Source organism: Bacillus cereus group sp. N21 (genome assembly GCF_016483395.1).
GTDB lineage: Bacteria > Bacillota > Bacilli > Bacillales > Bacillaceae_G > Bacillus_A > Bacillus_A pseudomycoides.
This window is the reverse complement of sequence record NZ_JAEHBX010000091.1, coordinates 1-15090: the sequence shown is the minus strand read 5'-3', so window position 1 is coordinate 15090 and position 15090 is coordinate 1. Positions and strand designations below refer to the sequence as shown.

Here is a 15090-nt window from a genome sequence, read left to right as displayed (position 1 = left end):
GCTCTCTAGCGCCGATGGTAGTTGGGACCTTGTCCCTGTGAGAGTAGGACGTCGCCAAGCAATTAAAGCACGAGTCATTTGACTCGTGCTTTTTTATTTCCTAAGAAATAGGGAATTGTTGACCTAGTAAAAACAGTAAAACATAGTAAGGGATTTTCTTTGTAGAGATTCCTAAAAATTGATAAATAAATGGGTAATCTTCGGAGGCATAGCTTCCTAATAAGTCGTACCACCAGTCGGTCTCGTAGCGAGAAATCATGCTTAAATTGTAGAGCAATAAATAATGTATGAGTGGTTCTGGTAAGAAAAATTTACAACTTCTTACGTCTTTAGTTATTGGCAAATAGTAAGTGCTGGTATTGCAATCAAAAGATAAAGGTGTACTGTACAAAGGGTTCCATGTTTTAGTGGAAGCTGAGAATAGTAGATCAGATTCAAAGGTTTCACTTGGTGTGTACTGTATACTGAGATGTTTACAAGATGTTTCTATGTAACGAGAAAAACGCTCTTTCGTCATATGTAGACGATCAAGTATGTTGGAAGAAAATGAAATATGATGTTCGTCTACCGTATGAACCTTATATAACATTTTCTCTTTTTGACTATACTGGAATAAGGTTTCTAATTCGGGGATTTTCCCCATTAGTTCTAACATAATAAATTTCTCGGCCTCCAAGTGTTTCATGTGAAACATCCGTTCTGCAACATGGGTGAATAATCCATTCTTCTGCACTTTAACTTCATCCTCTAAAAACTGATATCCTTGTTTTTTTCGTTTACGTGTTGTTACTCCATGTGCCAAAATTGTTGTTGTTTCTGGATAGTTAGGATCAACAGTTAATAAGCATGCTTTTAAAAGTTGACTCATTCCATAAAATAACAGCATAGGTTGGATTGAAAAAGGTGCAGTTTTACATAATTCATAATAACTTTTTCCGTGCTCTAAGTAATAAATAAAAGGGTAACAATTTTCGAAGCTTTTTTTTTCAGCGTTTTCAATAGGTAATTTTTCATAACAGCGGGCAAGATAACGCTGTACATGTTGGGATGAAAAAAAGAAACTTAATTGCTGCCAAGTATGAGATGTATGATGCATATATTACGCTCCTTTTATTGTCTAAAAATTCTAACATTTACGCACTTTCTTGACAGTATTTTAACCAATTGTTAAGCTACTAATAATAATTTCTGGTATCATGGGGGGAACAATTATGTGGGAATCTAAATTTGTTAAAGAAGGTTTGACATTCGATGATGTATTACTTGTACCAGCGAAGTCAGATGTATTGCCAAGAGAAGTAAGTGTTAAGACAGTTCTATCTGAAAGCTTGCAGTTAAACATTCCTTTAATTAGCGCAGGAATGGATACAGTAACAGAAGCTGATATGGCTATTGCAATGGCACGTCAAGGTGGTTTAGGAGTTATTCATAAGAATATGTCTATCGAGCAACAAGCTGAGCAGGTTGATAAAGTAAAACGCTCTGAAAGCGGCGTTATTTCAGATCCTTTCTTTTTAACTCCAGATCATCAAGTATATGATGCAGAGCATCTTATGGGAAAATATCGTATCTCAGGTGTACCAATTGTAAATAACTTAGAAGAGCAAAAATTAGTTGGTATTATTACAAACCGTGATATGCGTTTTATTCAAGACTACTCTATTAAAATTTCCGATGTAATGACAAAAGAAAAGTTGATTACAGCTCCAGTTGGCACTACGCTAGAAGAAGCTGAAAAGATCCTACAGAAATATAAAATTGAAAAGCTCCCTCTTGTTGATAATAACGGTGTATTACAAGGGCTTATCACAATTAAAGATATTGAAAAAGTAATTGAGTTTCCAAACTCAGCAAAAGACAAGCAAGGTCGTTTGTTAGTTGGAGCAGCAGTTGGTGTAACTGCAGACGCTATTCTTCGTATCGATGCATTAGTAAAAGCAAACGTAGACGTAATTGTACTTGATACAGCTCATGGACATTCTCAAGGTGTTATGGAGAAGGTGAAAGAAGTTCGTGCGAAGTACCCAACACTAAATATTATTGCAGGTAACGTTGCCACAGCTGAAGCGACACGCGCATTAATTGAAGCAGGTGCAAATGTTATCAAAGTTGGTATTGGACCAGGTTCTATTTGTACAACACGCGTTGTAGCTGGTGTTGGTGTACCACAATTAACAGCTGTATATGATTGTGCGACAGAAGCTCGTAAGCACGGTATTCCAGTCATTGCTGATGGTGGTATTAAATACTCTGGTGATATGGTAAAAGCTTTAGCAGCAGGTGCACACGTTGTAATGCTTGGTAGTATGTTTGCTGGTGTAGCTGAAAGTCCAGGAGAAACTGAAATTTACCAAGGTCGCCAATTTAAAGTGTATCGTGGTATGGGTTCTGTTGGAGCAATGGAAAAAGGAAGTAAAGATCGTTACTTCCAAGAAGGTAATAAAAAACTTGTTCCAGAAGGTATCGAAGGCCGTGTGCCATATAAAGGACCTTTAGCTGATACAGTTCACCAATTAGTTGGTGGTTTACGTGCAGGTATGGGGTATTGCGGAGCAAATGACTTAGAATTCTTACGTGAGAATGCACAATTTATTCGTATGTCAGGTGCTGGTTTACGTGAAAGTCACCCACATCACGTACAAATTACAAAAGAGGCACCAAATTACTCTTTATAATGTCTTATATGTAAATAGATGGAGATTTGATATCTCTGTCTATTTTTTTTTGATTATGTTAGAATAACGGTTATGTGAGTACAAAGATATTGGGGGTAACAAAAGTGAAAGGTATGTTTTGCAAGCGATTTATTGCAATGGTAACAGTGCTTACACTATTTTGTAGCATGTTTGTTACATATGGTAGTGCATCGGCAGAAACAGGTGCTGCTTTAAATGTTGAAGCAGGAGCAGCAATTTTAGTAGAAGCAGATTCTGGAAAAATTTTATATCAAAAAAATGCAGATGAATTATTAGCGATTGCTAGTATGACAAAAATGATGAGTGAATACTTGGTTAATGAAGCGGTGGCTAAAGGAAAACTTAAGTGGGACCAAAAGGTAAAAGTTTCTGAATACGCACATATGATTTCACAAGATCGCTCATTATCAAATGTTCCATTAGAAAATGGTGGCTCTTACACGGTAAAAGAGCTATATGAAGCGATGGCAATTTATTCTGCAAACGGAGCAACAATTGCTTTAGCTGAAGCAATTGCAGGTAAAGAAGCAGATTTCGTAAAAATGATGAATGATAAAGCAAAAGAGCTTGGATTGAAGAATTATAAATTCGTAAACTCTACTGGCTTAACAAATCATGATTTAAAAGGACAACAACCTGAAGGTACAACTCCAGACGAGGAAAATAAAATGTCTGCTAGAGATTGTGCAATTTTAGCACAACATCTTATTCAAGATTTTCCAAAAGTATTAGAAACAGCTAAAATTCCGAAAAAAGTATTCCAAGAAGGTGGAAAATATCCTGTTAAAATGGATAACTGGAATTGGATGCTAAAAGGATTAGTTAAGGAATATGAAGGTGTAGATGGTTTGAAAACAGGATCTACTCCAGAAGCTGGAGATTGTTTTACGGGTACAGCTGAAAGAAATGGTATGCGTTTAATTTCTGTCGTTATTAAAACAAATTCTCATACAGCACGTTTTGACGAAACAAAGAAATTGTTTGATTACGGTTTTACAAACTTTGAAGTGAAAAAGGTATATCCAAAAGGATCTGCGGTAAAAGGACATGAAACTGTACGAGTAGAAAATGCGAAAGATAAAGATGTAACAATTCAGACTAAACAAGCAATTGCGCTTCCGATGTTAAAAGGAAGTAAAGACGTCTATAAAACAGAATTTAAAGATGTAAGCAAAGATAAAGAAGCACCAATTAAAAAAGGTACAACACTTGGTCAAATGATTATATCACCTAAAGATAATAATGATCCTGGATTCCTATCAGGTAAATCATTACAAGTAGATCTTATTACAAAATCAGAAGTAGAAAAGGCAAACTGGTTTGTACGTTCTATGCGTGGTATCGGTTCTTTCTTTAGTGGTATTTGGAACAGTGCTGTTGATACAGTAAAAGGTTGGTTTTAAGAGCTCCTCGTTGTAGGGGCTTTTTTTATTCCTATTTTTCATACCGACTTTATGAAAAAGTAGTGGACAAGCCTCTAATAGTTAGTGGTAGAATGTAAGAGTATTCTCAATTTTCGCCGTTAATGGGGAAAAGCAATTCACCTAGGGAGGTTTTTGTACATGACAAATGTAACAGGGACAGAACGTGTAAAACGTGGAATGGCAGAAATGCAAAAAGGCGGCGTTATCATGGACGTAGTTAACGCTGAGCAAGCAAGAATTGCAGAGGAAGCGGGCGCAGTTGCTGTTATGGCACTAGAGCGCGTTCCTGCAGATATTCGTGCAGCAGGTGGCGTTGCACGTATGGCAGATCCAACAATTGTTGAAGAAGTTATGGGTGCTGTATCAATTCCAGTTATGGCAAAATGCCGTATTGGTCACCTCGTGGAAGCACGTGTACTGGAATCATTAGGGGTAGACTACATTGATGAGAGTGAAGTATTAACTCCAGCTGATGAAGTATATCATTTAAATAAACGTGATTACACTGTTCCATTTGTATGTGGATGTCGTGATATTGGAGAAGCAGCGCGTCGTATTGCGGAAGGTGCATCTATGCTTCGTACAAAAGGCGAGCCTGGAACAGGGAACATTGTAGAAGCAGTACGTCATATGCGTCAAGTAAACGCAGAAATCCATCAAGTTGTAAGCCTACGTGAAGACGAATTAATGACATATGCAAAAAATACTGGAGCTCCTTATGAAGTATTACTTGAAATCAAACGTCTTGGTCGCCTACCAGTTGTAAACTTTGCAGCAGGTGGTGTAGCAACGCCGGCAGATGCTGCATTAATGATGCAACTTGGTGCAGATGGTGTGTTCGTAGGATCTGGTATTTTCAAATCAGAAAACCCAGAAAAATTTGCACGTGCTATTGTTGAAGCAACGACACATTACGAAGATTATGAGCTAATTGCAAGCCTTTCTAAAGGATTAGGTACTGCAATGAAAGGTGTCGAAATTTCAACATTATTACCAGAACAACGCATGCAAGAACGCGGTTGGTAATTAAAGGAGATTTTCAAATGGTTAAAGTCGGTGTATTAGGTCTTCAAGGAGCTGTTCGCGAACATGTAAAGGCAGTTGAAGCAAGTGGTGCAGATGCTGTAATTGTAAAGCGTGTGGAGCAACTTGAAGAAATTGATGGTCTTATTTTGCCAGGCGGTGAAAGTACAACAATGCGCCGTCTTATTGATAAGTACGATTTTATGGGGGCACTTCGTGAATTTGCGAAATCTGGTAAACCAATGTTCGGTACGTGTGCAGGTATGATTTTACTTGCAAACAATCTTATTGGTTATGAAGAATCCCACATCGGTGCTATGGATATTACAGTTGAACGTAATGCGTTTGGACGCCAAAAGGATAGCTTCGAAGCTTCCCTTTCGATAAAAGGTGTAGGGGAAGACTTTATTGGTGTATTTATTCGTGCGCCATACGTTGTAAGTGTAGGGGATAACGTAGAAATTCTTTCTATGCACAATGACCGAATGGTAGCAGTAAGACAAGGACCATTTTTAGCAGCTTCTTTCCATCCGGAGTTAACGGATGACCATCGTGTTACAGCATATTTTGTACAGATGGTGAAAGAGGAGAAAATGAAAAAAGTTGTATAAGTAACTTGCAACTTGTGTAAGATTATAGTAAATTGATGGTAACAATTTTATAAAATAAACGTGTTGATAGGAAGTAGTAACAAATGTTGTTTCTTATAGAGAGTCGGTGGCTGGTGGAAACCGATAGAAACAGTTTGTGAATCCATCCTGGAATGAAATGTGGAATATCTTTATGATTAGTAAACATTTCCGGTGAAGAGTCGTTATTTCTACTTGAGAGGAAAGCAATATTGCTTTCAACTAGGGTGGCAACGCGGGTTAACTCCCGTCCCTTTTTACAGGGACGGGAGTTTTTGTGTTTTATAAAATAAAAGGAGGAATATATAATGCTTGATATTAAATTTTTACGTGCGAATTTTGAAGAAGTAAAAGCAAAGTTACAGCATAGAGGTGAAGATTTAACTGATTTCGGTCGTTTTGAAGAATTAGATACAAGAAGAAGAGAGCTACTTGTTCAAACAGAGGAATTGAAAAGTAAACGTAATGAAGTGTCTCAACAAATCTCTGTGTTAAAGCGCGAAAAGAAAGATGCAGAGGCATTAATTTTAGAGATGCGTGAAGTAGGGGAAAAGGTAAAGGATTTTGATAACGAACTTCGTATAGTTGAAGAAGATTTAGAGAGATTAATGCTTTCTATTCCAAATATCCCACATGAGTCTGCACCAATTGGCGAAACAGAAGATGATAACGTGGTAGCGCGTACTTGGGGAGAAGTAAAAGAATTTAACTTTGAACCAAAACCTCACTGGGATCTTGCAACTGATTTAGGAATTTTAGATTTTGAGCGTGCTGCTAAAGTAACGGGAAGCCGCTTTGTATTCTATAAAGGTGCAGGTGCAAGATTGGAACGTGCTTTAATTAGCTTTATGCTGGATCTTCATACTGATGAACATGGATATGAAGAAGTTTTACCTCCGTATATGGTAAACCGTGCAAGTATGACAGGAACGGGACAACTTCCAAAGTTTGAAGAAGATGCGTTCCGTATTGAGAGTGAAGATTATTTCTTAATTCCTACAGCTGAGGTTCCTGTAACAAACATGCACCGTGACGAAATCTTAAGTTCAGAGCAATTACCAATTCGTTATGCAGCATTTAGCTCTTGTTTCCGTTCTGAAGCAGGATCAGCTGGACGCGATACACGTGGTTTAATCCGTCAGCATCAATTTAATAAAGTTGAGCTTGTGAAATTTGTTAAACCAGAAGATTCTTATGAAGAATTAGAAAAATTAACAAATGATGCGGAACGCGTGTTACAATTATTAGGTCTACCATATCGTGTTATGAGCATGTGTACAGGAGATTTAGGATTTACAGCAGCGAAGAAATACGATATTGAAGTATGGATTCCAAGCTATGGCACGTATCGTGAGATTTCTTCTTGTAGTAACTTCGAAGCATTCCAAGCAAGACGTGCGAATATTCGCTTCCGTCGTGAGCCGAATGCAAAACCAGAACCTGTTCACACACTAAATGGATCTGGACTTGCAATTGGACGTACAGTTGCAGCTGTTTTAGAAAACTATCAACAAGAAGATGGTACAATTATAATTCCAGAAGTTCTTCGCCCTTATATGGGAGGAAAAACAGTTATTAAATAAATTGAAACTTTCATCGGTATGAGTGTTGTCAGTAAAAAAATGTAGGAAAAGGAGATTGTTTTTTCCTTTTCCTATAATTTATTATAGTGTACTTGACTAACTGTTTTTCTTTTGATATTATATTTGATGTCAATATGGAGGTATACCCAAGTCTGGCTGAAGGGATCGGTCTTGAAAACCGACAGGCGGCGAGAGTCGCGCGGGGGTTCGAATCCCTCTACCTCCTCCAGATATAATTGACAACAGCGCATATAAGTGGAGATTGGAGAACTCGTTACCAACACGTAACGAGTTTTTATTTTAAAACCAATCAGAAAGTATGATGTAAGGCGGGAAAACGCCTTATGAAACACTCATATTCCGATGATTATCTTCATAGATATGAAAGGAGTCAACATGGATCTTATTATACAAACGTTTCCTTTAGATGGAAAAACTTTATACTATGTACAATGTCCAGTCTGTAAGAACAATAGAATTTTAAATAGTGGTGCAAACGTATCACGTATTATAAGTGATGATACATTCCGTAAACTTTGCGGTTGTACTTGTAATGTGAAGAAAGAATTGAGAAAAGTAGAAGCACCGAAACAAACTACAAAAAAAGAAGTAGCTCCAAAACGTACTGGTAAAGTATTAACAGCAATCATTAATGGAAAAGAAATGACCGTTAAAGAAATTGCTGAGACATATGATATTAGTACAAGTACGGTTCGTCAGCGTATTAATGCTGGGAAACCAGAGAGCGAAATTATTGCTCCAACGAAAAAGAAAAAGTAAGTTAATAGGAAAACCCGTGCATTCGCACGGGTTTTTTATTTTACAAGCTTACGTGTTTGTTTTAAGAAATGACCAATTTTCTTAATAATTGGTTCAATTGAGTCTTCATCTTTTAAAATATCGTATTCATTAATATTTAAGCGTAGGACAGGACATGAATTAAAGTTATTAATCCAGTTTTCATAACGTCCGTGCATTTCTTGCCAATACTCAATTGGGGTTTGTTGTTCCATAGGGCGACCACGTTCTTGAATACGACTGACGATATCATCAAAAGAACCTTCTAGATAGATTAATAAGTCTGGGTGCGGGAAGTAAGGTGTCATAACCATTGCATCGAATAACCCTTTGTATGTTTCATAATCTGTTTCTGTCATTGTTCCTTTTTCGTGATGCATTTTCGCAAAAATGCCAGTATCTTCATAGATAGAACGATCCTGTACAAAGCCACCGCCGTATTCGAAAATTCTTTTTTGTTCTTTAAATCTTTCTGCTAAAAAATAAACTTGTAAGTGAAAGCTCCAGCGCGTGAAATCAGCATAGAACTTATCTAAATATGGATTTGAATCTACTTTTTCAAATGATGTTCGGTAACCTAAAGCATTGGCAAGTGCGGTTGTCATAGTTGATTTACCAACGCCAACTGTACCAGCAATTGTAATTACTGCATCATTTGGTATATCATACTTTTGCCTTAAATTCATTGCTATTTCGTCCCCTTTAAGAGTGTATTTTGGAGAGTGGATAAAATTACATTTAGATCGTCACTGTTCTTCACGAAATCCATGTTATCTCCATTGAATTTTAATACTGGAATATCAGGATGGTCCTTTTTAAAAGCATCCATTGCCGTTTCATAATCTTTAGTGAGTTGTAGTAAGTAATTTGGATCCATGTTTTTCTCAAATTCACGTCCACGCATTGCAATTCGTTTTTGTAATGTTTCTAGACTTGCTGTTAAATATACAATGACATTTGGTACGGGCATATCTTGCGTAAGAATACGATAAATTTGCATGTACTTGTCATATTGAGCGTCTTTTAATGAGCGAGATGCAAAAATTAAATTTTTAAGTATATGATAATCTGCTACCACTGGTTTACGCTGACTCAAGTATTTTATATTAATGTCTTCCAATTGTTTATAGCGATTGCAAAGAAAGAACATTTCTGTTTGAAAACTCCATTCTTCAATGTTTTCATAAAATTTCCCTAAGAAAGGATTTTCATCGACAATCTCTTTTAATAAATGGAGTTGCATGTGAGTTGAAATTTCCTTCGCTAGTGAAGTTTTTCCAACACCGATAGGTCCTTCGACCGTAATGAATGGTACTCCGGTCACGCTGTTTCCTCCTTTCAATTCATAATTTCCTGTAAATACAAAGCACAAAACAGAATTATTGTAGCACAAGAGGGAAGCAAGCGGACTAATTTGTCATAAAAAGTTGGGAAATCGACGCATGCTATTCAAGTTTTAATTGAAAAGAGGGTGTAATATTTGCCTTTAATGTTGTTTCCATTATTTTCAAAGCGTGTTTATTATCTTGATCAGAGTTAGAAGCAGTGCAATCTTGAGGTACATATAGAGTATAGTTCCTCATATGAGCGTCATTGGCTGTAAAAAGGATGCAGATGTTTCCTGCAATCCCTGTTATGATAAGTTTTTCAACTTTTAAATGTCCTAATAAAGAATTTAAGGGAGTTTCATAAAATGCTGAATAATGTGGTTTAATAAACACATAATCATCTGCCCCGGGAGCGATTGCTTGTATAATATTTTTGCTATAATCATTTGTACAATGAGTAATAAGTTGATCGATATCAGCTCTCCATAGTTGATAATGATCGTTAATATAAATAACAGGATAACCATTCATTTTCATTGTTCGTTTTAAGTGTAAAATAGGCTCTATAATTATTTGACATTTTTGTGCAAGGGTTGGTCCATGCGAGAATTGGAAGTCGTTAATCATGTCAATAATGAGCAATGCGGTATTTTTCATATGTAATCACTCTTCCTTTTTCTTTAGAGTGGATTGAATGTGTGAAAGTTATCCCGTATCTGTAAGGAGAAGTGTAATTGAATAGTATGTATATAAATATAAATTGAAAAACTGACATAAAACCTTCCTTTTTGGGCTGGAGAGAGAATCCGATCATAGGTAGAGGCGGTCAGGTCCTTTTCCTACGCCATGTCAAGTGAAAACAAAAGGATAAAATGAGTGGAGTTTACTTTTTATTCTGCGTAGCAGGGGGTTATATGTCCAAAAATCAAAATGGATTGATATAGTAGTAAAGGGTTATAATACTTTATTCGTAATGAGAGGACTGTATTATGGAACAAGATATTTATTTTATGCAGCTTGCAATAGAAGAAGCGAAGAAAGCTGAAGAAATACAAGAAGTTCCGATTGGAGCTGTTATTGTACTCGGTGGGGAAGTAATCAGCGTTGCTCACAATTTAAGAGAGACAGAGCAACGATCAATTGCTCATGCAGAGTTATTAGCTATAGATGAAGCTTGTAAAAAGTTAGGTACGTGGCGTTTAGAAAATGCAACGTTATACGTTACATTAGAACCATGTCCGATGTGCGCAGGTGGAATTGTGTTATCCCGTGTAAAACGTGTCGTATATGGTGCAAGTGATCCAAAGGGTGGATGTGCAGGCACTTTAATGAACCTTTTAACGGACGAGCGTTTTAATCACCAATGTGAAGTAGTATCTGGTGTGATGGAAGAAGAATGTGGCATGTTGTTAACGAATTTTTTTAGAGAGCTTCGTAAAAGAAGGAAAGAGAAGAAGGAAAAATTGGATAAAAATACAGGTGCTTAACATATTTGCAATTTATGAAGAAACAAGTTATACTGATATTGCCTTCATTAAGGCAACCGAATATTGGTTTTAACTTTGCCGTGCTAAGCGGGGAGGTAGCGGTGCCCTGTACTCGCAATCCGCTCTAGCGAGGCCGAATCCCTTCTCGAGGTTATGCTACTGTAAGGCCTGCCTTAAGTAAGTGGTGTTGACGTTTGGGTCCTGCGCAACGGGACCCCGTGAACCTTGTCAGGTCCGGAAGGAAGCAGCAATAAGCGGGTTTTCTCGTGTGCCGCAGGAGTGCCTGAACCGAGCTAACTGCTTAAGTAACGCTTATGGTACGTAATCGACAGAAGGTGCACGGCAGTTATATATGTATACAAAACTCACCTTATATAAAGAGGTGGGTTTTTTGTATAGAAAATAACTTTTGGAATCTATAAACAGAATGGGTTATAATATACAAGATAATAACCTTTGAGGGAGGCCGTATTTTCGTGTCATACCAAGCGTTATACCGAACATGGAGACCGCAAAATTTTGAAGATGTAGTCGGTCAAAAGCACGTAACAAAAACGTTGCAAAATGCCCTTCTTCAAGAGAAAGCTTCGCATGCTTATTTATTTTCAGGCCCGAGAGGAACAGGTAAAACGACAATTGCAAAAGTATTTGCAAAGACAATTAACTGTGAGCATGCTCCAGTAGCTGAACCTTGTAATGAATGCCCTGCGTGTTTAGGCATTACACAAGGGTCTATTTCGGATGTATTAGAAATTGATGCGGCTTCAAATAACGGTGTAGATGAAATTCGAGATATAAGAGATAAAGTAAAGTATGCCCCAAGTGCAGTGAGATATAAAGTATACATTATTGATGAGGTCCACATGCTTTCTATGGGAGCTTTTAATGCGCTTTTAAAGACGTTAGAAGAACCACCACAACATGTTATCTTTATTTTAGCGACTACAGAGCCTCATAAAATCCCACCTACAATCATTTCACGCTGTCAACGTTTTGAATTTCGGAAGATATCAGTACATGATATTGTAGAGAGATTAGCGACGGTTGTTACAAATGAAGGTACAAAGGTAGAAGATGAAGCATTACAAATTGTTGCGCGTGCTGCTGAGGGTGGTATGCGTGATGCACTCAGTCTGATCGACCAAGCTATTTCTTATAGCGATGAAGTAGTTACGACTGAAGATGTCTTAGCGGTAACAGGTTCTGTTTCTCAACAATATTTAGGTAACCTTGTAGAATGCATACGCGAGAATGATGTATCAAGAGCATTGCGTATTATTGATGATATGATGAGTAAAGGAAAAGACCCAGTTCGTTTTATGGAAGATTTCATTTACTATTATCGTGATATGCTCTTATATCAAACTTCACCACAATTGGAACATATGTTAGAACGGGTAATTGTAGATGACCAGTTCCGTATGCTAAGTGAAGCGATGCAACCTGAGATGATTTATGAAATTATTCATACGCTCAGTAAGGGGCAACAGGAGATGAAGTGGACAAATCATCCGCGGATTTTCTTAGAAGTTGTTATGGTGCAACTTTGCCAGCAATTTATGGTGCAGACGAATGGTGCAGACCGTTTGCAAGCAATTATGAATAGAATGCAACAACTAGAAAAAGAACTAGAACATGTGAAGAAGAATGGTGTGCCAGCTGGTGCGCAACAGGAAGTAAGAGAGACACGTACAACGCCAAAACCTGTGCGGACAGGAAGTATGAAAATACCTGTTGGACGGGTACATGAAGTATTAAAGCAAGCGAAACGCCAAGATTTAGAGCAATTAAAAGGTATATGGGGTGAGTTGCTAGGAAGACTTAAATCCTATAATAAAGTAGCGTTTGCTGTATTATTAGAGAATAGTGAACCAGTTGCAGCTTCTGAAGATTCTTATGTGTTAGCTTTCCAATATGAGATACATTGCAAAATGGCAAGTGAAAATCGTGATGCAATGGATACCGTAGAACAAATTCTTTTTGAATTGTTGAGTAAAAGGTTGAATATGATTGCAATTCCAAAGAGTGAGTGGGGGAAAATTCGCGAAGAATTTCTACAACGTGAAGGTGGGAATTCAGAAGAAGCTGCGGAACAAAAAGTAGATCCTCTCGTAGAAGAGGCGGTAAAGTTAGTAGGGCAACAACTTATTGAAATAAAAGAATAACAACAATTAGGAGGAATTTATTATGATGCGTGGCGGAATGGGAAATATGAATAACATGATGAAACAAATGCAAAAAATGCAAAAGCAAATGGCGAAAGCACAAGAGGAACTTGGTGAAAAAACAGTTGAAGGTACAGCTGGCGGCGGAATGGTTACCGTTATTGTAAATGGTCACAAGCAAATTCTTGAAGTGAAAATTAAAGAAGAAGTTGTAGACCCAGAAGATATCGAAATGTTACAAGACCTTGTGTTAGCTGCAACAAATGATGCACTTAAGCAAGCTGAGGAACTTTCAAACTCTACAATGGGGCAATTCACAAAAGGCTTAAACTTACCAGGTGGAATGTTCTAGTAGGAGGATATTGATATATGCATTATCCAGAACCGATTTCGAAGCTTATCGATAGCTTTATGAAGTTGCCAGGGATTGGTCCGAAAACGGCAGTCCGATTGGCTTTCTTCGTGTTAGATATGAAAGAAGACGACGTATTAGATTTTGCTAAATCACTTGTAAATGCAAAGCGGAATTTAACATACTGTTCTGTTTGTGGACATATTACAGATCGTGATCCTTGTTATATTTGTGATGATTCACATCGTGACCAATCGGTTGTTTGTGTTGTACAGGAAGCAAAAGATGTAATCGCGATGGAAAAAATGAAAGAATATCAAGGTGTCTATCATGTGCTTCGTGGTGCAATCTCACCAATGGAGGGAATTGGACCGGAGGACATTAATATTCCACAGTTATTAAAAAGGTTACAAGATGAAACTGTACAAGAAGTTATTTTAGCAACGAACCCGAATATTGAAGGGGAAGCTACAGCGATGTATATTTCCCGCCTCTTAAAACCGACAGGTATTAAAGTGACTCGTATTGCGCATGGTCTTCCCGTTGGTGGAGATTTAGAATATGCGGATGAAGTAACGCTATCGAAGGCTCTAGAAGGCCGTAGAGAAATATAAGAGGAGAAATCAAAATGTTTTTTCAAAAAAAGGGCAAGTTGCGAAAAGAATATGATGATAAGTTAATTGCTGCATTAGAAAAAGTGAAGAATGAGTGGTTACGTCAAAAAAGGATGGTAGAACAAAGTGTCGAACCATCTCAAGATGTACTATGTTCTTTGAAAATAGCAGAAGCAAAATACTTTTTCTTACTAAAAGAAGCAAAAAGGCGTCCTGTAAAAATGGAGCAATGGTAAAAGACCCTGTTTTTTAAATAGGGTCTTTTCTTTATACTATTATTCTCGGGCGGCGAAATCTCAATCTAAAAATGCAGCGGAATTATAAGTGATCAATTGCTCGTAAAATCCCGATCAGTGAGAACTAATAATTAGTAGGGATGAATCTCCACACTGATTAAAATAATTGAACGGTATTTTTTGTTTCCTTGTCCCATACAAATAGAGTGTATAGGTTATATAAGGAGGGGGAAAATGAACTCTACATTGATTATTGGTGGAATTCTTGCTTTGGTATTTGTTTTGCTGATTTTTGGCGCCTCAGTGAAACCGTTGCAATTCATAGGAAAGATATTCGTTAAAGTAATGATAGGTGTAGTATTATTGTTTGCCGTTAATGTGATTGGAACATATTTTGGTTTTCATATTCCAATTAATATTGGTACAGCTTCTATTTCTAGCATTTTGGGGGTACCGGGTATTTGTGCTTTAGTTATCATTAAATTATATATAATGCCAGGATGAATAACATTTTGGCATTTATTTTAAAAAAGTGAAAAATAGTGTTGACTTATTAATTGTTAATGTGATAAATTAATAAGCGTCGTCAACGACACAAGAAAAAAGAAGTTGACGAAGTGATTGAGAAATGTTATATTATAAAAGTCGCTGAAACGCGATATTGAACTTTGAAAACTAAACGAAACAAACAACGTGAAACGTCAATTTTTATTTTAGATGCTAGACAAACTAACTTTATTGGAGAGTTTGATCCT

General features: G+C 37.1%; 16 protein-coding genes, 1 tRNA gene, 1 other RNA gene and 1 other annotated feature. Of the genes, 14 read left to right on the top strand and 4 right to left on the bottom strand.

What is annotated here, in order from left to right:
* Positions 1-100 precede the first annotated feature (100 nt).
* Positions 101-1096, bottom strand: coding sequence for a YaaC family protein (locus JDS96_RS27455; RefSeq protein ID WP_199668677.1), 996 nt, complete (start codon positions 1094-1096; stop codon positions 101-103).
* Positions 1097-1211: 115 nt separating this feature from the next.
* Between JDS96_RS27455 and guaB the strand changes: the two genes are divergently transcribed.
* The 7 genes from guaB to JDS96_RS27420 all read left to right on the top strand — a co-directional run bounded on the left by guaB (position 1212) and on the right by JDS96_RS27420 (position 8135).
* Positions 1212-2675: an IMP dehydrogenase gene (guaB, locus tag JDS96_RS27450; RefSeq protein ID WP_018767812.1), complete on the top strand. Its 1464-nt coding sequence runs from the start codon at positions 1212-1214 to the stop codon at positions 2673-2675.
* A gap of 104 nt (positions 2676-2779) precedes the next feature.
* Positions 2780-4099 carry a serine hydrolase gene (locus tag JDS96_RS27445; RefSeq protein WP_018767813.1) on the top strand — a complete coding sequence of 440 codons (1320 nt, stop codon included), beginning with the start codon at positions 2780-2782 and terminating at the stop codon, positions 4097-4099.
* A gap of 159 nt (positions 4100-4258) precedes the next feature.
* Positions 4259-5146, top strand: a complete 888-nt coding sequence (gene pdxS, locus JDS96_RS27440) for a pyridoxal 5'-phosphate synthase lyase subunit PdxS (protein WP_003194186.1) — start codon at positions 4259-4261, stop codon at positions 5144-5146.
* 17 nt (positions 5147-5163) lie between these two features.
* Positions 5164-5754 carry a pyridoxal 5'-phosphate synthase glutaminase subunit PdxT gene (gene pdxT, locus JDS96_RS27435; protein WP_003194184.1) on the top strand — a complete coding sequence of 197 codons (591 nt, stop codon included), beginning with the start codon at positions 5164-5166 and terminating at the stop codon, positions 5752-5754.
* Between the two features lie 54 nt (positions 5755-5808).
* Positions 5809-6030, top strand: a binding site (T-box leader).
* A 50-nt stretch (positions 6031-6080) separates the two neighbouring features.
* Positions 6081-7355 (top strand): serine--tRNA ligase, encoded by a 1275-nt coding sequence (gene serS, locus JDS96_RS27430; RefSeq protein WP_003194183.1) that lies wholly within the window; start codon positions 6081-6083, stop codon positions 7353-7355.
* A 136-nt stretch (positions 7356-7491) separates the two neighbouring features.
* A tRNA-Ser gene (locus JDS96_RS27425) sits at positions 7492-7584 on the top strand.
* Between the two features lie 167 nt (positions 7585-7751).
* Positions 7752-8135: a sigma factor-like helix-turn-helix DNA-binding protein gene (locus tag JDS96_RS27420; protein WP_003205423.1), complete on the top strand. Its 384-nt coding sequence runs from the start codon at positions 7752-7754 to the stop codon at positions 8133-8135.
* Positions 8136-8170: 35 nt separating this feature from the next.
* Here the strand turns inward: JDS96_RS27420 and JDS96_RS27415 are convergent, their stop codons facing one another.
* From JDS96_RS27415 to JDS96_RS27405, 3 genes are all read right to left on the bottom strand, one after another.
* Positions 8171-8839 (bottom strand): deoxynucleoside kinase, encoded by a 669-nt coding sequence (locus JDS96_RS27415; RefSeq protein WP_018767817.1) that lies wholly within the window; start codon positions 8837-8839, stop codon positions 8171-8173.
* 2 nt (positions 8840-8841) lie between these two features.
* The gene (locus JDS96_RS27410; protein ID WP_018767818.1) at positions 8842-9477 is read right to left on the bottom strand and encodes a deoxynucleoside kinase; all 636 of its coding nucleotides are present in this window, start codon (positions 9475-9477) and stop codon (positions 8842-8844) included.
* Between the two features lie 121 nt (positions 9478-9598).
* A complete protein-coding gene (locus JDS96_RS27405) occupies positions 9599-10138 on the bottom strand; it encodes a cysteine hydrolase family protein (RefSeq protein WP_003194175.1) in 540 nt (179 codons plus the stop codon).
* Positions 10139-10470: 332 nt separating this feature from the next.
* On the opposite strand from JDS96_RS27405, the gene tadA reads away from it, so the two are divergent.
* The 7 genes from tadA to JDS96_RS27370 all read left to right on the top strand — a co-directional run bounded on the left by tadA (position 10471) and on the right by JDS96_RS27370 (position 14839).
* Positions 10471-10968: a tRNA adenosine(34) deaminase TadA gene (tadA, locus tag JDS96_RS27400; RefSeq protein ID WP_003194173.1), complete on the top strand. Its 498-nt coding sequence runs from the start codon at positions 10471-10473 to the stop codon at positions 10966-10968.
* Positions 10969-11046: 78 nt separating this feature from the next.
* Positions 11047-11311: signal recognition particle sRNA large type (ffs, locus tag JDS96_RS27395), an RNA gene on the top strand.
* Between the two features lie 133 nt (positions 11312-11444).
* Positions 11445-13133, top strand: a complete 1689-nt coding sequence (dnaX, locus tag JDS96_RS27390) for a DNA polymerase III subunit gamma/tau (RefSeq protein WP_018767821.1) — start codon at positions 11445-11447, stop codon at positions 13131-13133.
* Positions 13134-13158: 25 nt separating this feature from the next.
* Positions 13159-13485, top strand: coding sequence for a YbaB/EbfC family nucleoid-associated protein (locus JDS96_RS27385; RefSeq protein WP_170957107.1), 327 nt, complete (start codon positions 13159-13161; stop codon positions 13483-13485).
* A gap of 17 nt (positions 13486-13502) precedes the next feature.
* Positions 13503-14099 (top strand): recombination protein RecR, encoded by a 597-nt coding sequence (gene recR / locus JDS96_RS27380; RefSeq protein ID WP_003194165.1) that lies wholly within the window; start codon positions 13503-13505, stop codon positions 14097-14099.
* Positions 14100-14113: 14 nt separating this feature from the next.
* Positions 14114-14335: a YaaL family protein gene (locus JDS96_RS27375; protein WP_003194164.1), complete on the top strand. Its 222-nt coding sequence runs from the start codon at positions 14114-14116 to the stop codon at positions 14333-14335.
* Positions 14336-14569: 234 nt separating this feature from the next.
* Positions 14570-14839, top strand: a complete 270-nt coding sequence (locus JDS96_RS27370; RefSeq protein ID WP_003205416.1) for a pro-sigmaK processing inhibitor BofA family protein — start codon at positions 14570-14572, stop codon at positions 14837-14839.
* Positions 14840-15090: the final 251 nt, after the last annotated feature.